Annotated in this window: 18 protein-coding genes and 1 pseudogene; 12 read left to right on the top strand and 7 right to left on the bottom strand. The window is 73.8% G+C overall.

All coding sequences use genetic code 11. From position 1 onward, the window contains the following. The 3 genes from ABD317_RS20440 to ligD (ABD317_RS20430) form a co-directional block, all read left to right on the top strand. Positions 1-251 (top strand): SHOCT domain-containing protein (locus ABD317_RS20440; protein WP_344291397.1); only part of this gene is annotated, 251 nt, incomplete at its 5' end. A gap of 100 nt (positions 252-351) precedes the next feature. Then, a complete protein-coding gene (locus ABD317_RS20435) occupies positions 352-708 on the top strand; it encodes a globin domain-containing protein (RefSeq protein ID WP_027755933.1) in 357 nt (118 codons plus the stop codon). Between the two features lie 27 nt (positions 709-735). Further along, the gene (ligD, locus tag ABD317_RS20430; protein WP_344291395.1) at positions 736-1,767 is read left to right on the top strand and encodes a non-homologous end-joining DNA ligase; all 1,032 of its coding nucleotides are present in this window, start codon (positions 736-738) and stop codon (positions 1,765-1,767) included. A 354-nt stretch (positions 1,768-2,121) separates the two neighbouring features. Here ligD (ABD317_RS20430) and ligD (ABD317_RS20425) read toward each other — a convergent pair whose 3' ends face one another. Then, the gene (gene ligD, locus ABD317_RS20425) at positions 2,122-3,048 is read right to left on the bottom strand and encodes a non-homologous end-joining DNA ligase (protein WP_344291393.1); all 927 of its coding nucleotides are present in this window, start codon (positions 3,046-3,048) and stop codon (positions 2,122-2,124) included. 31 nt (positions 3,049-3,079) lie between these two features. Between ligD (ABD317_RS20425) and ku the strand changes: the two genes are divergently transcribed. Next, on the top strand, positions 3,080-4,027 hold the full coding sequence (gene ku, locus ABD317_RS20420; protein WP_344291392.1) for a non-homologous end joining protein Ku: 948 nt from the start codon (positions 3,080-3,082) through the stop codon (positions 4,025-4,027). A 138-nt stretch (positions 4,028-4,165) separates the two neighbouring features. Here the strand turns inward: ku and ABD317_RS20415 are convergent, their stop codons facing one another. Beyond that, positions 4,166-4,918: a DUF2382 domain-containing protein gene (locus tag ABD317_RS20415; protein ID WP_344291391.1), complete on the bottom strand. Its 753-nt coding sequence runs from the start codon at positions 4,916-4,918 to the stop codon at positions 4,166-4,168. A 136-nt stretch (positions 4,919-5,054) separates the two neighbouring features. After that, positions 5,055-5,333 (bottom strand): hypothetical protein, encoded by a 279-nt coding sequence (locus tag ABD317_RS20410; protein WP_344291390.1) that lies wholly within the window; start codon positions 5,331-5,333, stop codon positions 5,055-5,057. Positions 5,334-5,514: 181 nt separating this feature from the next. Here ABD317_RS20410 and ABD317_RS20405 point away from each other — a divergent pair, with 181 nt between their 5' ends. Then, entirely contained in the window at positions 5,515-5,892 is a 378-nt protein-coding gene (locus tag ABD317_RS20405; protein WP_344291389.1) for a nuclear transport factor 2 family protein, read from the top strand. A gap of 145 nt (positions 5,893-6,037) precedes the next feature. Here the strand turns inward: ABD317_RS20405 and ABD317_RS20400 are convergent, their stop codons facing one another. Beyond that, positions 6,038-7,015, bottom strand: coding sequence for a CU044_5270 family protein (locus tag ABD317_RS20400; RefSeq protein ID WP_344291388.1), 978 nt, complete (start codon positions 7,013-7,015; stop codon positions 6,038-6,040). After that, positions 7,008-7,625, bottom strand: a complete 618-nt coding sequence (locus tag ABD317_RS20395; protein ID WP_344291387.1) for an RNA polymerase sigma factor — start codon at positions 7,623-7,625, stop codon at positions 7,008-7,010. Before ABD317_RS20395 ends, ABD317_RS20400 begins: the two co-directional genes overlap by 8 nt. Positions 7,626-7,781: 156 nt before the next feature. Between ABD317_RS20395 and ABD317_RS20390 the strand changes: the two genes are divergently transcribed. After that, complete coding sequence (locus ABD317_RS20390; RefSeq protein WP_344291386.1) at positions 7,782-8,465, top strand: GNAT family N-acetyltransferase; 684 nt, start codon at positions 7,782-7,784, stop codon at positions 8,463-8,465. A 65-nt stretch (positions 8,466-8,530) separates the two neighbouring features. Here ABD317_RS20390 and ABD317_RS20385 read toward each other — a convergent pair whose 3' ends face one another. Further along, positions 8,531-9,718: a hypothetical protein gene (locus ABD317_RS20385; RefSeq protein WP_344291385.1), complete on the bottom strand. Its 1,188-nt coding sequence runs from the start codon at positions 9,716-9,718 to the stop codon at positions 8,531-8,533. 143 nt (positions 9,719-9,861) lie between these two features. Beyond that, positions 9,862-10,968 (bottom strand): LacI family DNA-binding transcriptional regulator, encoded by a 1,107-nt coding sequence (locus ABD317_RS20380; RefSeq protein WP_344291384.1) that lies wholly within the window; start codon positions 10,966-10,968, stop codon positions 9,862-9,864. Positions 10,969-11,112: 144 nt separating this feature from the next. Here ABD317_RS20380 and ABD317_RS20375 point away from each other — a divergent pair, with 144 nt between their 5' ends. From ABD317_RS20375 to ABD317_RS20350, 6 genes and pseudogenes are all read left to right on the top strand, one after another. Further along, on the top strand, positions 11,113-12,066 hold the full coding sequence (locus ABD317_RS20375; protein WP_344291383.1) for a glycoside hydrolase family 16 protein: 954 nt from the start codon (positions 11,113-11,115) through the stop codon (positions 12,064-12,066). Then, positions 12,063-13,220, top strand: a complete 1,158-nt coding sequence (locus ABD317_RS20370; protein WP_344291382.1) for a beta-1,3-glucanase family protein — start codon at positions 12,063-12,065, stop codon at positions 13,218-13,220. Before ABD317_RS20375 ends, ABD317_RS20370 begins: the two co-directional genes overlap by 4 nt. 227 nt (positions 13,221-13,447) lie before the next feature. Next, positions 13,448-13,990: an MOSC domain-containing protein gene (locus tag ABD317_RS20365; RefSeq protein WP_344291381.1), complete on the top strand. Its 543-nt coding sequence runs from the start codon at positions 13,448-13,450 to the stop codon at positions 13,988-13,990. A 95-nt stretch (positions 13,991-14,085) separates the two neighbouring features. Then, a pseudogene (locus tag ABD317_RS20360) lies at positions 14,086-15,444 on the top strand (ribonuclease catalytic domain-containing protein); the annotation flags it as partial. 571 nt (positions 15,445-16,015) lie between these two features. Next, positions 16,016-16,648 carry a TIGR03085 family metal-binding protein gene (locus tag ABD317_RS20355; protein WP_027753666.1) on the top strand — a complete coding sequence of 211 codons (633 nt, stop codon included), beginning with the start codon at positions 16,016-16,018 and terminating at the stop codon, positions 16,646-16,648. Positions 16,649-16,812: 164 nt separating this feature from the next. Further along, positions 16,813-17,496: a M15 family metallopeptidase gene (locus tag ABD317_RS20350; RefSeq protein ID WP_344291380.1), complete on the top strand. Its 684-nt coding sequence runs from the start codon at positions 16,813-16,815 to the stop codon at positions 17,494-17,496. The last annotated feature ends 71 nt before the right edge of the window (positions 17,497-17,567 follow it).

Genomic DNA, 17,567 nt, shown 5'->3' with positions numbered 1-17,567 from the left:
CGGGGGACGGCGGGCCCGCGGCCGGCGGGGCGTCCGGCGCGGAGCCCGAGGACGCGGCCCCGGTGGAGTTCCGCAAGCCGGCGGACGCCGGGGCGGAGCCTCCGGAAGCGGCCGTTCCGGCCGACGACCACGACGCCGTGCTGCGCCGGCTGCGCGAGCTGGGCGAGTTGCACGCCGCCGGGATACTGACCGACGAAGAGTTCGCAACGGCAAAGCGGGCAATCCTGCAGCGCATGGGCGGCAACGGCTGACAACACGCCTTTCGCGGGCCCTGGTTGGCGAGAACTTGGGCCGGAATTGAATGTTCTACGCTCTTCACTCCAGCCCCACCGGCCCCAATAATCAAGCCCCATGACTATTTACGACTCGATCGGCGGGGAGACGGCGGTCGCCACCGCCGTGGACAACTTCTACGACCGAGTGCTCGACGACCCGGAGCTGCAGCCGTTCTTCGACGGCATCGACGTGCAGCGGCTCAAGCGCCACCAGCGCGCCTTCATAGGCGCCGCACTCGGCGGCCCCGGCGGCTACCAGGGCCGCGGCATGCGCAGGGCCCACGAAGGGCTCGGCATCACCACGGCCCACTTCGAGCGGGTCGTCGACCATCTGACGGCCACCCTCGTCGGCCTCGGTGTGCCGGACGACACCGTGAAGACCATCGGCGGCACCCTGGAGCCGCTGCGCGGGGACATCGCCCAGGAGGCGTAGCGCCGGCCCGGAACTTAACCTGCCCGCATGACCGACTTCGGCGGGCTGCCGCACGTCGCGCCCATGCTGGCGGTCCCCGGCAGCCTGCCGCCGGCCGCCGCGGACCCCTCCTGGGGCTACGAGCTGAAGTGGGACGGCATCCGCGCCGTCGCGTACGCCCCGGGTGACGGCTCGCTGACGCTGCTGTCGCGCAACGACAACGACGTCACCGCCCGCTACCCCGAGCTGGCCCCGCTCGGCGAGGCCCTCGCCGCCGCCGGGCACGCCTGCGTACTCGACGGCGAGATCGTGGCGGTGGCCCCCGACGGCCGGCCCTCGTTCGGCGCGCTGCAGCGCCGCATGAACCTCACCCGCGGCGCCGTCATCGCCCGCCTCGCCGCCGAGGTGCCGGTCGACTACATGGCGTTCGACGTGCCGCACCTCGACGGCGAGTCCACCCTGCGCCTGCCGTACCGCGAGCGCCGCGCGCTGCTCGCCGGCCTGGACGTCGCCGGCCCGCACTGGCGTACTCCTCCGCACTGGGCGGGCGGCGGGGCCGAGGCGCTGGAGATGACCCGGCGGTACGGGCTGGAGGGGCTGCTGGCAAAGCGGCTGTCGTCGCCGTATCTGCCGGGCCGGCGCAGCGACCTCTGGTTGAAGATCAAGAACGTGCGCACCCAGGAGGTCGTCGTCGGCGGCTGGGCGGAGGGCGCGGGCGGCAGGTCGGACGCGATCGGCGCGCTGCTGATGGGGGTGTGGACGAAGGACGGCGGCCTGGCCTACGCGGGCAGCGTGGGCAGCGGCTTCTCGCAGCGTGCGCTGGAGGTGCTGCGGGAGCGGCTCGCGGGGCTGGCCCGGGACACGAGCCCGTTCACGGGCCCGGTCGCCGACCGGCACGTGCGGGCGGCGGGCGCGGTGCACTGGGTGGAGCCGGAACTGGTGGGCGAGGTCGCGTACGGGGAGTGGACGGCGACGGGTGTGCTGCGGCACCCGGTGTGGCGGGGGCTGCGGCCGGACAAGAGCCCGGAGGAGGCGCGGGCGCCGGAGGAGGGGGCGCGGGCGCCGGAGGAGGGGGCGTAGGCGGGCGTATACGGGCGCGGGGCACGTGCCCGTACGGCACCCCGGGACCTCGGCCGCCGCCCGCCGCCGCGCGCCCGACGTGCCGTGCCCCGTCCCCGTGCCCGGCGCCCCGAGCACGCCGGGCACACGGGCGGGCCCGCCCGCACCGGGGCACGCCGCGCCGCCTGTGCCGCACGCGGCCGGGGCGTGCCCGTACCGCCGGTGGACGGCTGTGCGGACACGCCCGCGGTCCGGCAGCGGGGATCGTTCGCTGTCCGCGGCCCCGGCGCGCGCCGCGCCGCTGACCCTGCGGAGTGGGCCCGCTGCTGTGACCCTGCCGAACGTGTCGGTCGTTTCCACTGTCCCACGAATGGGCTAATCCGGCATTTCCGGCAGGTCGAAGTGCTCGCTCAGCAGCGGCTCCAGCAGGTCCCCGTACTCCCGGACGCGCCCCTGCACGTCGCCGGGGAGGAAGACCAGCTCGTCCGGATCCGCGCAGTCCTCCACCTCGCCCCAGGTCAGCGGGGTGGAAACGGTCGGCCGGGCCTTCGCGCGCAGCACGTACGGGGCGACGGTGGTCTTCGCGCGCGAGTTCTGGCTCCAGTCGACGAAGACCTTGCGCGGCCGCAGCTTTCTGGCCATCCGGTGCAGGATCAGCTCCGGATTCTCCTCCTCCAGCCGCCGCGCCAGGGCCTTGGCGTACGCGCTGGCGGCCTCGGCGGAGGCGGGCGCGAGGGGCACGTACAGGTGCAGGCCCTTCGACCCGGACGTCTTCGGCCAGGCGTCGAGCCCGTCCGCGCGCAGCGCGTCGCGCAGCAGCAGCGCGGCGCGGCAGCACTCCACGACCGTGGCCGGCGGGCCGGGGTCGAGGTCGAACACGATCCGGTCGGCGGGCCGGTCGTCCGCCCTGACCCGCACCGGCTTCCTCCCGCCCCTGCCGTCGAGCGCCTTCCACTGCGGTACGTGCAGCTCCAGCGCCGCCAGGTTCGCCGCCCACAGCAGGGTCGGCAGGTCCTGGACGAGGACGTGGTGCACGGTGCTGCGGGTCATCTCGACATCGGCCGCCCTCACCCATTCAGGCGTGCCCGCCGGGGCGTTCTTGGCGAAGAACCGCTCCCCCTCCACGCCGTCCGGGAAGCGGAGGAAGGAGGCGGCCCGGTCGCGCACGTGCGGCAGCAGGACGTCGGCGACTTGGGCGTAGTAGTGCAGTGCCTCGCCCTTGGTGAAGCCGTACTCCGGCCAGAGCACCTTGTCCAGGTTGCTGAGCTTCAGGCGGCGGCCTTCGACCTCGGTGACCGGCATATGCTGAACCTCCGGGAGAGAGGACATATGGATGAAATCTATATGGAAGGGTGCGATCTCCTTCGGGCTGGTCAGCATTCCCGTCCAGCTGTACTCCGCCACCGAGGAGCACGGCGTGTCCTTCCGGCAGGTGCACGCCGAGGACGGCGGCCGGATCCGCTACCGGCGGTTCTGCGAGCTGGAGGACCGCGAGGTGCAGTACGCCGACATCACCAGGGCGTACGAGACGGCCGACGGCGAACTCGTCGTGCTCACCCCCGACGACCTCGCCCAGCTGCCGCTGCCCAGCAAGAAGATCATCGACGTGGTGGGGTTCGAGGAGGCCGGCCGCTTCGATCCCATCCAGTTCTCCCGCGCGTACTACGTGAAGCCCGTCGACGCCGCGGCCGCCAAGCCGTACGTCCTGCTGCGCGAGGCGCTGACGCGCTCGGGGCGGGTGGCGGTGGTCAAGGTCGCGCTCCGCAACCGCGAGGCGCCCGCGCTGGTGCGGGTGCTGGCGGAAGAGGGCGTGCTCGTCCTGCACACGATGCTGTGGCCCGACGAGGTGCGCTCGGCGCAGTCGGTGGCGCCGGACGAGAAGGTGACGGTGCGCCGGCAGGAACTGGACATGGTCGACTCCCTCATGGACGCGCTGGGCGGCTACGACCCGGACGAGTTCACGGACGAGTACCGCGAGGCGGTCGAGGCACTCGTCGCGAGCAAGGAGGGCGTCGCGCCGCTGCCGGCGGAGGAGCGCGGCGAGGAGCGGGGGCAGGTCATCGACCTGATGTCGGCGCTGGAGGCGAGCGTCAAGGCGGCGCAGGACAAGCGCGGGGGGACGCCGCGGAAGAAGGAGGCGGCGAAGAAGACGACGAAGAAGAAGGCGGCCGGGAAGACGGCGGCGAAGAAGACCGCGGGCAAGAAGACGGCCGCCAAGAAGACCGCGAGCAAGAAGACCGCGGCCAAGAAGACGACGAAGAAGCCGGGCAAGGCGGCGTGAGAGGGCCGGCCCGGCCGTCACGCGCGCGAATACCGTGCGCCTGCCCGTCTCCGCCCCGTCCGGCGCACCGGGCGGGGGCCCGCACCTTCGCGGACCCCCGCCCGTGCTCGGTCGGTTCAGTCGTCCGGCCGGGCGCCGTCAGAACCAGCGGCCCCGGCCCTTGCCCTCTCCGATGTCCTCGGCCGCGCCCGGGGTGTCGGCGCCCTCGGGCGCGGCGGCGTGGCCGTGTTTCCCGCCGGTCTCCGAGCGCTGCTCCTGCTGCTCCTGCTGCCCGTACCGGATGCCCCCGCGCCGCAGGTCGTAGCCCTCCTGCACCTCGCGGACGCTCATCGCGGAACCCGCGCCGGAGGGCACGTTCTCGACGATCTCCTCGGTCTTGAGCACGGTCTCGAACGTCTGGGTGTCCTCGACCCGCCTGGTGCCGATGTCGGCCACCGCGTAGGGCTCGGACACCTTGTGGACGACGACCTCGGCGTTCTCGCCGTAGAGCGGCACCTTCACGCTGCGCTCCACGAACTCGTGGTGGTCGCCGGCGACCAGGTTGCCCTCCTTGCCGTCCACGTCGCTGCGCCGCACGACGCACTCGTCGTGCCCGCGGGTGACCTCGAACCGCTGCGCCGACTCCCGCACCCGGATCGCGACCTCGGCCTCGCCCATCGGCTGCCGCTGGTCGACGGGCTCGACCTGCAGGCGCTCGCGGTACGCCACGACACGCTGCTCCTCCGCCGCGCCGCCCCGCTGCTCGCGCTCCGGTTGCTGTCCGCGCCGGCCCATCGTCTCGCCCTGGCCGCCGCCACCCGCCGCAGCGGCGGCGTCGGTCTCGCGCCCTACCCCCGCGGCTTTCGCGGCCTTGCCACTGCCGCCCCTGGCTGTGTTCCTGTCGGTCTGCACTGTTCCTCCCGCTGGATGGTGCGTGCAGGGATAGAAGCGGTTCGCCGACTTGTTCGACGAAACCGGCATATCACCATGTAACGCCTCCTCCGTTCAGGTGTCGACCGGAGGGAGTAATCAGCAGGTGGTACGCCGCTCAGCCGTCCGCCGCACCGGAACCGTCACCCCGGCCGGGCCGCCCCGCACGCCTGCGCAGCCGCGCCCGGCCGACCTCGCGCAGTTGCGGATCGGCGTCGATGGCCTGGTCCCGCTCGTCCTCGTACGCGTCCCGCGCCGCCCCGGGCCTGTCGGCCCCGGTGGGCGCGGGGGGTGTGGCGGGGGTGGCGGGCTCCCGGCCGTGCCCGGGCTCGGTACGCCGCCCACGGCGGCCGTCGCCGCGGCCGCTGCCGCCCGCCGGGCGCCTGTCGGTGTGCACGGTGCGCCTCCCGCCGGAGAGTAGGGATCACTCGCGGCCCCCTCCCCCGGAGGTGCGAACCGGGGGAAGTCCGGCAGTTCCATGAAAGCCCGCGGCGCGGGGGGTGTCGACCGGAAGGGTGAACGCCGGCGTGCGGGACGTGCGCGTCCGCGATGTCAGTGGGTGCTGAGAGCATGCGGTCATGGAGCCGTCAGAGATCATTCAAGCGTTGTGGGACCGCATGCAGGCGCGGGACTGGAGCGGCGTCGGTGAGCTTCTCGCCGCCGACGTCGTCGTCGAATGGCCGGTCAGCGGCGAACGGATCACCGGCCGGGACAACTACGTGGGCGTCAACGCGGAGTACCCGGAGGGCTGGTCGATCCGGGTGCTGCGGATCGTGGCCGCGGGCGAGGAGGTCGTCTCCGAGGTGGAGGTGCCGCACGAGACGATGGGCGTGCACAGAGTGGCCTCGTTCTGGACGGTGCGGTCGGGCCGGGTCGTGGCCGCCCGGGAGTACTGGAACGAGCTGGGCTCGGACCCCGCACCGGAGTGGCGGGCGAAGTTCGTGGAGCGCCTGTGACGGATCACCCGCAGGGAACGTCCCCACCCCGGCGCCCGCCCGAGGCGACGACGGGCCTTCACCCTGCCCCACCACCGGAAAGCCGTCATTCCGCAAAAGCAGAGTCCTCGTCGGCGAACCGACGAGGACTCACGAACGGTCGAGGCTAGGGGCGCTGCTTCAAGCGGTCGACGACCCCCCAGTCCGCCACGTAGGACCGCTGGACACACTTCTTACCGGAGGCCGTGGTGCAACCTGTCCGGAAGCCCAGGTATTCGTACGTCTGCGCGTCGAAGATGGCGTACTGCTCCTGTCCCGGCTTCTGCTTCGGTTCTCCGGGCGGGGCCTTCGCGTACGCGATCCCCACGCCGGCCCGCCCCCGCGCGTCCTTCATCCCCGGGACCACCTTCATGTCCGGGATCAGCGCCAGCGCCTCGTACGCCGCCGGGCGCAGCCCAGGTGGCAGCACCGGATCCTTGAGCAGCGCGGTGAGGCTGAACGCCAGGTCCCACCAGCGTTCGTCCCCGAGCTCGCTGATCGACTCCGGCGGGGTCCGGTCCCCGGTCATCGCCAGGAGCAGCTTCTCCGGGTCGGTGGGGAGCTTCTCCAGCTCGCTCCACGTCTGCGGCGGCCACACGCCGTGGCCCTTCTTCACGGGCTCCTCCCAGAACACCTGGCCGCGCTCCATGGTCAGGGAGCGCTTGGAGCCGTCCACCGAGTTCCACATCTCGTCCACGAACGTCGTGACCTCGCCGGTGCCCTGCTCCGTCTCCGTGATGATCCGCTTCCAGTAGATGAACTGGTCGTCGCGCGGCACCACGGGCTTCTCGTGCTTGCTCTCCCACACCGCCGCGGCGTTCAGCACCTTCGCGGCGCGGGTGTTGACCATCCGCGGGGCGTCTGCGTCCTCGCCGGCGATCAGCACCGCCGTCCCCGTCACCGCCGTGAAGACCACCGCGGCTGTCGCGATGCGCAGCGCGTTGCGGCGGCCGGGGCGGGCGGGGCGGGCGGCGGCGGGGTGCCGCTGCCGGTCCGCGTGCACGATCGTGTTGAGCAGTCGGTGCCGGGCCTGCGCCCGGGCCGGCTCCGTGAGGGGGGCCGCGTCCGCGTCCCAGTCCCGCAGGAGTTCGAGTTCGTCAGTCATGGTCGGATGCCTCTCGCAGTGCCGTCGGATCGGATCCGCCCAACGCATCGCGTAGCTTGCTACGAGCCCGGTGCAGCCGTGATCTGACCGTGCCGACGGGTACACCGAGGGCCTGGGCCACCTCCTCGTAACCGAGGCCACCCCACGCCACCAGCAGCAGTACGTCCCGGTGCCGCGCGGGCAGCGCGCCCAGCGCCGCCGCCAGCTCGCGGCGTACGGACTGTGCCCCCACCCGGGCCGCGGCCCGGTCGGCCAGCGGCTCCTCGTGATCGGCGGGAGCCGGGACCCGGGCCAGGGCCTTGAAGCGGCGCGCCTCCGCCCGCCGGTGCCGGCCGACGAGGTTGGTCGCTATGCCGAACAACCAGGGTCGGGCGTCGTTGCTCGTGGCCCGCGCCGGGTCGTACCGGTGCCGCTGCTGGAAAGCAGTGGTGAAGGTCTCCGCCATGAGGTCGTCGGCCGGCTCGCCGCCGAGCCTGCGGGCCAGATAACGGTGTACCGCATCCGCGTGCCGGTCGAAGAGCACGGCGAATGCCTCGGGCTCATCCCCGGACCGCGCAATCACCGAGGCATCACTCTCCGCCGCCGTGCGGACGCCTGGCTCGACGGTCATCGGGGCTCCTCTCGTCCAAGGGACGCTTCGAACGCTTGGGCTTTCACCTCTCCTTCGCCCGTCGTGCCCGACGAGTTCCTTCGGGGCCGAGGACCCGGTCGGTCATGAGGAGGTTCGGCTGCGATGGCACCGGCTTCCCCGTGTGGGACGAGGCGCTTGTTCGCGCTGTTGGGGCCGACCGATGCGCTCGCCAGCTGCGCGGATCGCCCGGTCGAGGTCGTGCTGCGGCATCTGCGGCGACGGGCCGGCCGCCTGCTGATCCGGGAGAGCCACCATGGCATGATGCGGCCCATGGCCGGAAGAGACCGCGAGGCCGGGCGTCGAGCCGTCGACGAGCTGGTAGTACGCACCGGACGCAAAGATGATCTTCCTGAGCTGGTGCGGATCTACAACCACTACGTCACCCACTCGATCATCACCTTCGATACCCAGCCGGTCACGGTGGAGAGCCGCTTGCAGTGGTTCGAGAGATTCTCCGACACGGGCCCGCACCAGCTGTTCGTGGCCACTACCGGCGACCGGGTACTCGGGTGTGCCTCAAGCAGTCCCTACCGGACGCATCCGGCCTTCGACGAAACGGTTGAACTGGGCATCTACGTGGATCCCGATGCGCGGGCCGCTGGGATCGGTTCGGCGCTGTACCGCACCCTCATCGAAACGCTGTGCGCGCAGCCGGTCCATGTCGCGCTGGCCGGCATCGCACTTCCCAATGATGCTTCGGTGGCTCTGCACCGTAAGTTCGGCTTCACCGACGTGGGCACCTTCGACGAGTACGCCACGAAGAACGGCGGTTACATCAGCTCGGTCTGGATGCAACTGCGCCTGCCCCCTTCGGGCTGACCCCGTGCCCGAGGGCGGCTCGGGCACGCGACGATCCCCCGGGGCGCGCACGGGCGCCCCGCCGCTCAGCGCCGTATCTTGCGCACCGCGCGGCGGGCCACCTCCCGTACCAGGTCCTTCGCCGGTACGTTGCGCACCGGCCGGTCCGCCAGCGCCGCGTGGGCCTCCGGCACCGCCGGGGCCGGTGCCGGCGGAGGCGTCGCCTTCGCCGCCAGCGCGGCCGAGGCCAGTATCCCGCCGAGCACGGCCTCCGTGGCCGCCTCCGTCGGGATCTCCCGCGGCGCCGCCGGCTCCGCCGGGCTGCTCGGCCGCCGGGCCAGCGCGGCCAGGTCGCCCACGACCCGTACCCCCGACGCCTCGACGCCCGCGACGACCCGTTCGGCGACCTCCGCCACCGCCTCCTCCGCCCACTCCGGGGTGGTGATACGCGGCTCGCCGGGCGCCGGCTCGTACGACTGGAGCCGCGGCACCACGCCCTCGCGGATCACCTTGCCCTGCCGGTACCTGCTCCAGTTGCGGTCCCGGAGCTTGCGGTTGAGCTGCAGCAGCAGCTCCGCCTCGCTCTGCGTGAGCGAGGAGTTCCCGTGCCGCTCCTCCGGTTCCAGCAGGCCTTCGGGCAGGTCGAGCAGCTGCTCGAAGACGCGGAACTGCCACAGCGGCTCGGACTCGTCGACCACGACCGCGGTCGTGTTCTCCGGGCCCGCGGCCGCCGCCCACCGCTCGACCAGCTCGTCGTGGCGCTGCAGGTGCCAGAAGTCGGGGGTCGGCTCGCGGTACGGGGGCTTGCGCAGCATGCCGTCAAGCCAGGTCTCGTACGAGTCGCAGAGGCCGTGCTTGACGTACTGCTGCCAGTGCGACGGCATGATCTTGCGCAGCGGGCGCAGCGTGACGACGACGTGCACGCTGCCGCCGTCGCCCGCCAGCTCCTTCACCGCCGCCTGCGCGGCCTCGGCGGAGGCGGTCGCGAAGAACTCGCTGCTCGCGAAGAACCGCTGCTCGCCGGACTCGGCCGCCTCCTTGCAGAACGCCTCCCACGGCTCCCGCTCCGCCGGTGTCGGGTCCGCCTTGGCGACCGCGATCGCCGGGTCCTTCGCCTGGCGGCCGGCCTTCGAGTACACGACGCCGTGCTTCCGCAGGGTGCCGCGCGCCCGGTGGCAGGCGCCCTGGAGGGCGGTGGTGCCCGTCTTGTGCGGGCCGATGTGGAGGAGCCGCGTGCCCGGGGGCGTGGGGGCGGTGAGTCGCTCTCCCTGCATGGAGGGGCCTTTCGTGTCCGGAGGGGGGCCTCGATTCTGCGACAGCGTGACCACCGGCCGGTGAGGTGAAGTCAAACAGTGGGCAAACAACACCCCCCGGGGGCCGCCGCCGGCCCGCCTGTCCCGGGGCCAGGCGGAGAGCCTCAGCCGGACTCCCTGACCACCAGCCGCGGCGTCGTCACCACCGGGTCCTGGCGCTCCGGGCCGCCCCCGAGGCGGTGGAGCAGCATCCGGGCCATCGACGTGCCCATCCCCTCGACGTCCTGGTGCACCGTCGTCAGCGGCGGCTCCGTCCACGTCGCCGGCTCCAGGTCGTCGTAGCCGACGACGGCGACGTCGTCCGGGACGCGGCGGCCGTGGGCGCGCAGGGTGCGCAGGGCGCCGGTGGCCATGAGGTCGGAGGCGGCGAACACGGCGTCGAGGGCGGGGGCCCTGGCCAGCAGCTCGGCCATGGCGCGCTCGCCGCCGGCCGGGGTGAAGTCGCCCTCGGCGACCAGTTCCGGACGGCCCGGTCCCGGGTGCCCCGGCTCCGGGTCCCCGGGCCCGCCGTACGACGCCCCTCCCCCGCCGGCGTCACCGGCGTCGCCGGCCGCACCGCCCGCCGCCAGCGCCGCCCGGTACCCCGCCAGCCGGTCCACCGCCGACGTCTGATCCAGCGGCCCCGCGATGTGCCCGATCCGCCGCCGCCCCCGCCCCAGCAGGTGCCGCACCGCCAGCTCCGCGCCCGCCCGGTTGTCGGTGTCCACGTACAGCAGCCCCGGCTCCGCCGCCGCCCCCGGCCAGCCCGGCCGGCCGCCGTAGACCACCGGCAGCCCGGCCTCCGCGGCCATGCCCGGCAGCGGGTCGTCGCGGTGCAGCGAGAACATCAGCGCGCCGTCCACGTGCCCGCCGGCCAGGAACCGGCCGATGCGGGGGTAGTCCTCCCGGTCCGCGACGTAGAGCAGCACCAGCTGCGTGTCCGCCGCGGCCAGCGCCCCGCTGATCCCGCGCAGCTGCCGGGCGAAGAACGGGTCGGAGAAGACCCGGCTCTCGGGCTCCGCGATGACGACGGCGACCGCACCCGTGCGCCGGGTGACGAGCGTGCGCGCGGCCTGGTTCGGTACGTAGCCGAGTTCGGCCACGGCGCGGTGCACGCGCTCGCGCAGCGTCTCGCGCACCCCCGCGCCGCCGTTGACCACGCGGGACACCGTGGCCCGCGACACTCCGGCGCGGGCGGCGACGGCCTCCAGCGTGGGGCGGTTCCCGGACACCTCAACTCCTCTTCACTCGGTGGGCCTTGACAGTAGCCCGCCCACTCGGCAGTGTGCCTCAACACAACCTGAGAGCGCTCTCAAAGGGGCGCATCCCCAGGGGAGAACTCCTCATCCCCCCACACTCCCGAGGAGCAGCCAGATATGCATGCACTACGACGACGGTGGCGCAGGAGCCTGCTGTGCGCGGTCGCGGCGCTGGCCGCGGTCAGCGCCCTGACCCTGCCCTCCGCAACCGCCGGCGAGGACGGCGGAGGCGACCCGGCGCCCCTCGCCGAGGTCTTCCGCGACGACTTCGACGGCGCCGCCGGTTCCCCGCCGGACGCCGCCGACTGGATCGTCGACACCGGCACGTCCTACCCCGGCGGCCCGGCCAACTGGGGCACCGGGGAGATCCAGACGTACACGGACAGCCCCGAGAACCTCCGGAAGGACGGCAACGGCAACCTCACCATCACCCCGCGCCGCGACGCCTCCGGCGGCTGGACGTCCGCCCGCATCGAGACGCAGCGCACCGACTTCGCCGCCCCCGCCGGCGGCGTGATGCGCATCGAGGCCCGTATCCACATGCCGGACATCACCGGCGCCGAGGCTCTCGGCTACTGGCCGGCGTTCTGGACGCTGGGCGACGCCTACCGCGGCAACTACTGGAACTGGCCGGGCATCGGCGAGTTCGACATCATGGAGAACGTCAACGGCGTCAACAGCGTCTGGGGCGTCCTGCACTGCGGCACCGCGCCCGGCGGCCCGTGCGACGAGAACAACGGCCTGGGCGCCTCCCGCGCCTGCCCGGGCACCAGCTGCCAGTCCGGCTTCCACGAGTACGCCCTGGAGCTGGACCGCTCCGGCCCGGTCGAGGAGCTGCGCTGGTACGTGGACGGCCAGCAGTACCACTCCGTCAACGCCGACCAGGTCGGCGCCGGGACCTGGGCGGACCTCGCCCACCACGGCCACTTCGTCCTCCTCAACGTGGCCATGGGCGGCGCCTTCCCCGACGGCGTCGCCGGCCACGCCACCCCGACCGACGCCACCCGGCCGGGAGTGCCGATGGTCGTCGACTACGTGTCCGTCGAGCAGTCCGGAGGTGCCGCCCAGTGATCTCGCGACGCAGGCTGCTGGGTGGTCTGGCCGTCGCGTCCGCCGCCGCGGGGACACCCCTGGTGCTCTCCGCGGCGCGGGCGGGCGGCGCCGCCGCGGCCCTCGACGTGACCGTCGTCAACAGGACCGGCGCGTACGAGAACTCCTCGATCAGCATCTACGTCGTCGGCAACGAGGGCGGCCGGCAGGTCCGCCTCACCCCGGACGGGACGCTGGCGCCCGTCTCGCTCGACGACAACGGCCCCGACGGCTACACCGACTACGCCCTCCCCTTCGCCGGCAGCGGCGACACGACCCTGACCCTGCCCCACATGTCCGGCCGCCTCTACGTCGCCCTCGGCGGCAAGCTCAAGATGAAGGCGGTCACGGACGGCGCCGGCAACGCGGCGCTCGCCTACCCCGCCGGCTGGGTGTCCACCGACCCCAACTACCCGCTGGTACACGACTGCATGGAGTTCACGCACAACGACGCCGGCATGTTCTGCAACACCACCATGGTCGACATGTTCAGCGTGCCGATGTCCATCCACCTGACGGGCGAGGCCGACCAGACGGTCGGGACGATCAAGGAGGGCGGCCGCCAGCGGGCGTTCGACACCCTGGCCGGCACCGAGGGGTTCGACCGGCTGGTGGACGCGGACGGGCTACGCGTCGTCGCGCCCGGGCACGGTCTGGACGCCGGGCTCTTCGACAGCGCGTATCTCGACGGGTACGTGGACGAGGTCTGGTCGGCGTACGCGGGCAGGGACCTGAGGGTCACCACGAACGCCGGGACCTTCACCGGCCGCGTCGCCGGCGACCGGCTGGCGTTCACCGGCCCCGCCGACGTGGCCTTCGACCGGCCGTCCACCCGCGACGTGCTGTTCTGCGACGGGACGCTCGCCGCCCCGAACGACGGCACCACCGGCCCGGTCGCCGCCGTCCTCGGCGCGGCGCTGAACCGCAGCACGCTGCGCGACCACGCCGACCAGCCGGTCACCGACGCCGCCGCCTTCTACGGCACCGACATCTCAAACCACTACGCACGGGTGATGCACGAGGTGTCGGCGGACGGGCGGGCGTACGGGTTCGCCTTCGACGACGTCTCCGGCTTCGCGTCGTACATCGAGGACCGGGCGCCGCAGCGGCTCACGCTGACGCTGACGCCCTTCTGACACCCCACGGGCGCCGGCGGGGGGCAGCGGGAGCCCGCCGGCGCCCCGGGGGCCGCGGGGATCCGCGGCGGGCCGGGGGCTGCCCGGTGGTCAGGGCCGGGCAGCCCTCGGACAGCGGTCCGCGGCCGCCTCCCGCGGATCCCCGACCGCAGGCGGCCTCACGCGGGCCGCGCCGGGTTACGCTCGTACGGGTCCGGCGATCACGGCGCGGAGGGGGTCCGTACGGCATGGACGGCACGGTCACGGCGGTCTGCAGCAGCGGCGACCACACCTTCCGCAAGCCGCCCCGCGAGTCGGTCACCCTCCTCGCCGGGCTCGGGGTGGAGGGCGACGTGCACGCCGGCGTCACGGTCCGGCACCGCTCCCGGGTCGCCCGCGACCCCTCCCAGCCGAACCTGCGGCAGGTGCACCTCATCCACGAGGAGCTGTTCGCCGAGGTCGCCGCGGCGGGCTTTCCGGTACGCCCCGGTGAGCTGGGCGAGAACATCACCACCCGCGGCATCGACCTGCTCGGCCTGCCCACCGGCACGCACCTGCACCTCGGCGCGGAGGCGGTGGTCGAGATCACCGGGCTGCGCAACCCCTGCGTCCAGATCGACGGCTTCCAGGACGGTCTGCTCCAGCAGGTCGTGGGGCGGGACGCCGCGGGGAACGTGGTGCGCAAGGCGGGCGTGATGAGCGTGGTGCTGACGGGCGGTGCGGTACGTCCCGGCGACCCGGTCGCCGTGGTGCTGCCGGACGCCCCGCACCACCCGCTGCAGCCGGTCTGACCACCCGCGCCCGCGCCGCCGGCGGCGGCGTCCGGCTCCCCCGTGGCGCCCACGATGACGCGCCCGAGCGGCCTGTCCGAATTATGGTGAGATGCGTGCCCCATCGCTTCCTGCACGCCGACGACGCCGAGGACGCCCCCCTCCGCACCGCCCTCCGCCGGCTGCGCGCCGCCGAGGACGTGCCCGCGGCGTTCCCGCCCGAGGTGCTCGCCGAGGCCGAGCGCGCCGCGAAGGCGCCCCGGCTGCCCGTGCGGGACGTGACCGACATCCCGTTCTACACCGTCGACCCGCCCGGCTCCCGCGACCTCGACCAGGCCGTGCACCTCGCCCGCCGGGGCGGCGGCGGCTTCCGGGTCCGCTACGCCATCGCCGACGTCGCCGCGTTCGTCTCCCCCGGCGGTGCCGTCGACGCCGAGGCGCACCGCCGCGTGACCACGCTGTACTTCCCCGACACCCGCGTGCCCCTGCACCCCGAGCGGCTCTCCGAGGGCGCCACCAGCCTGCTGCCCGACCAGACCGCCCCCGCGCTGCTCTGGGAGCTGGACCTCGACTCCGGCGGGCAGCTCGCCGAGGTCAGGGTCGCCCGCGCGCTCGTACGCAGCCGGGCCCGGCTCGACTACGTCGGCGTGCAGCAGGCCATCGACGAGGGCACGGCCGAGGAGCCGGTCGCGCTGCTGCGCGACGTCGGGCTGCTGCGCGAGGAGCTGGAGCGCGAGCGCGGCGGGATCTCGCTGGGCGTACCGGAGCAGGAGGTGGTGCAGCGGTACGGCGGCTACACGCTGGAGTACCGCGCCCCGCTGCCCGCCGACAGCTGGAACGCCCAGCTGTCCCTGCTCACCGGAATGGCCGCCGCGGACCTCATGCTCGCCTCCGGCACCGGCATCCTGCGCACCCTGCCGCCGGCGCGGCGCGACGCCCTGACGTATCTGCACCGGGTGGCCCGCGCGCTGGACGTCGACTGGCCCGAGGGGCTGGACTACCCCGAGCTGGTCCGCTCGCTCAACCCGCAGATGGCCAACCACGCGGCGTTCCTGCAGCAGTGCACCACGCTGCTGCGCGGCGCCGGGTACACCGTCTTCGACGGCCGGCCGCCGGGGCGGCGGGACGCGGTGCACGCCGCCGTGGCCGAGGAGTACGCGCACTGCACGGCGCCGCTGCGGCGGCTGGCCGACCGGTACGCCGGGGAGCTGTGCCTGGCGGCGGTGGCCGGCGAGCCGGCGCCGGAGTGGGTGCGGGAGGCGCTGGACGGCCTCCCGGGGCTGATGGCGGAGGGCGCGCGGCGGGCGGCCCGGCTGGAGCGGGAGTGCGTGGACCTGGTCGAGGCGGCGCTCATGAGCGGACGGGTCGGGGAGATCTTCGACGGGCACGTGGTGGAGGTGGACGAGCGCCGTCCGACGCGGGGCACGGTGCAGCTCTACGAGCCGGCGGTCATCGGCCACGTGGAGGCGGGCGGCGCGGCGGGCGCGGGCGGCGCGGCGGGCACCGCGGCGACCAGGAGCGCCGGTGCGGGGTCGGCGGCCGACGCCGCGGACCCGCCCGGGGACCTGGAGCCGGGCGAGTCGCACATCCCGTACGTGGTGCTGCGCACCGGCGAGTGCTTCGACCACCCCTCGCTGGACACCGGCGTCGAGTCGGTCGAGACGCGCCCGTGCGACGGCCCGCACGACGGCGAGATCATCGGCAACCGCACGCTCAGCGGCGACTTCGCCGACGGCGACGCGCTCGACGAGCAGGCGCTGGGCCTGTGCCAGCGGGCGGCGGAGAAGAAGCTGGAGACGATGCCGGCCGACGGGCGGCACTACTTCTACTACGCGCTCTATCCGACGCTGACGACGTACGAGTACCAGAGCCAGGACGAGATCTCCTGCGCGCTGACGCTCAGCACCGAACCGGACGGCCCGAAGCTCACCGCGCCGCTGCCGTGAACTCCCGTTGACGCACGCCCCTCCCGCGGGTGGCGCGCGGGCCGCAACTCGGCTGCGGCATTGCGTGCCCCGGCGCCGCCCGCCGCCGTAGGGTGGCCGCATGACGACCCATGCGAAGCGGGAACGGCTCCTCCTCGCCGATCTGCTGGAGAGCGCGGGGCCCGAGGCGCCGACGCTGTGCGCGGGCTGGACGACGTACGACCTGGCCGCGCACGTGGTGGTACGCGAACGCCGGCAGGACGCGGCGGGCGGCATCCTGTTCAAGCCGCTGCAGAACCGGCTGGAGCGCGTGCAGGCGGAGTTCCGGCAGAAGCCGTACGAGGAGCTGGTGCAGCTCATCCGCAGCGGGCCGCCGCGGTTCTCGCCGTTCGCGCTGAAGCAGGTCGACGAGGCGGCGAACGTCGTGGAGTTCTACGTGCACGCCGAGGACGTCCGCCGCGCGCAGCCCGGCTACGCGCCGCGGGAGCTGGACGCGGTCTTCTCCGACACGCTGTGGCAGCGGCTGGAGCGCAGCGCCCGGATGGTGGGCCGCAAGTCGCCCGTCGGGCTGGTGCTGCGCCGGCCGGACGGGCAGACGGCGGTGGCCCACCGGGGCGCGCCGGTGGTCACGGTGACCGGGGAGCCGGCGGAGCTGCTGCTGTTCGCCACCGGGCGGCAGGAGGCGGCGCAGGTGGAGCTGGAGGGCGACAAGGACGCCGTGGCGCAGGCGTACGAAGCGCCGCTCGGCATCTGACGCCGCACCGCGGCGGGTGGTGCCGGACGGCGTCCGGCGGCCCGTCGCGGCCGGCCGCCGCCGGGCGGCCGCCGTAACGCGGGTGCACGCGGAGCGGACGCATATCGCCGGCGTATGGAAAACCGCATACGCACCGGCAACGCCGCGCCGCCTTCACTGGCGGCATGACTCGCACCCGACGATCGGCGCGACCGCGCCACCACCGGATTCGCACCTTCGCGGGCGCCGGCGTGATCGCCGTCATCGCGGCGGTCGTCGTGCCCCTCGGCTACCGGTCGATGGAGACGCCGTCCGGCACCGCCGCCCCGGCTGACTCCGCCGCCCCGGTCACCCCGGACGCGTCGGCCCCGGTACCCCGGACGTCCTCCCCGCGCCGGGAGCACGGCGGCCCGGTCGGCGAAGCCGACGGTGTCGTCCCCGACGGCACGACGGTCTTCGACGACGCGACTCCGGCCGTGGCGGAACTCGACGCCGAACTGCTCGATGCGCTGCGCGAGGCGGCGGCGGACGCCGCCGCCTACGGAGTCGGGTTCCAGGTCAACAGCGGCTGGCGCTCCGCCGCGTACCAGGAGCGGCTGCTGCGCGAGGCGGTCGCGGAACACGGCTCGGTGGCGGAGGCCGCCCGGTGGGTGGCCACTCCCGAGACGTCTCCGCACGTGTCGGGCGACGCCGTGGACATCGGGGGATCCGACGCGCAGACATGGCTCTTCGAGCACGGCGCCGCCTACGGGCTGTGCCCGGTGTACCGGAACGAGCCCTGGCACTACGAGCTGCGCACCGAGGCGGTCGACGGCCGCTGCCCGCCCATGTACGCCGACCCCACCCACGACCCGAGGATGCAGAGGTGAGCGAGCACGTGGCGACGGGGTCGCCGGCGCAGGACGACACCGTCGAGATCGAACCGGCCGGCGGCGACCGC

Source organism: Streptomyces synnematoformans (genome assembly GCF_039531005.1).
GTDB classification, from domain to species: domain Bacteria; phylum Actinomycetota; class Actinomycetes; order Streptomycetales; family Streptomycetaceae; genus Streptomyces; species Streptomyces synnematoformans.
Note: the sequence above shows the minus strand (reverse complement) of the source record. Positions and strands in the feature narration are given on the sequence as shown.

What these genes read in the sequence shown, in the direction of transcription:
- ABD317_RS20435 (WP_027755933.1), top strand. Translation starts at nt 352, where the DNA reads ATGACTATTTACGACTCGATCGGCGGGGAGACGGCGGTCGCCACCGCC.
- ligD (WP_344291395.1), top strand. Translation starts at nt 736, where the DNA reads ATGACCGACTTCGGCGGGCTGCCGCACGTCGCGCCCATGCTGGCGGTC.
- ligD (WP_344291393.1), bottom strand. Translation starts at nt 3,048, where the DNA reads ATGCCGGTCACCGAGGTCGAAGGCCGCCGCCTGAAGCTCAGCAACCTG.
- ku (WP_344291392.1), top strand. Translation starts at nt 3,080, where the DNA reads ATGAAATCTATATGGAAGGGTGCGATCTCCTTCGGGCTGGTCAGCATT.
- ABD317_RS20405 (WP_344291389.1), top strand. Translation starts at nt 5,515, where the DNA reads ATGGAGCCGTCAGAGATCATTCAAGCGTTGTGGGACCGCATGCAGGCG.
- ABD317_RS20400 (WP_344291388.1), bottom strand. Translation starts at nt 7,015, where the DNA reads ATGACTGACGAACTCGAACTCCTGCGGGACTGGGACGCGGACGCGGCC.
- ABD317_RS20395 (WP_344291387.1), bottom strand. Translation starts at nt 7,625, where the DNA reads ATGACCGTCGAGCCAGGCGTCCGCACGGCGGCGGAGAGTGATGCCTCG.
- ABD317_RS20385 (WP_344291385.1), bottom strand. Translation starts at nt 9,718, where the DNA reads ATGCAGGGAGAGCGACTCACCGCCCCCACGCCCCCGGGCACGCGGCTC.
- ABD317_RS20375 (WP_344291383.1), top strand. Translation starts at nt 11,113, where the DNA reads ATGCATGCACTACGACGACGGTGGCGCAGGAGCCTGCTGTGCGCGGTC.
- ABD317_RS20365 (WP_344291381.1), top strand. Translation starts at nt 13,448, where the DNA reads ATGGACGGCACGGTCACGGCGGTCTGCAGCAGCGGCGACCACACCTTC.
- ABD317_RS20355 (WP_027753666.1), top strand. Translation starts at nt 16,016, where the DNA reads ATGACGACCCATGCGAAGCGGGAACGGCTCCTCCTCGCCGATCTGCTG.
- ABD317_RS20350 (WP_344291380.1), top strand. Translation starts at nt 16,813, where the DNA reads ATGACTCGCACCCGACGATCGGCGCGACCGCGCCACCACCGGATTCGC.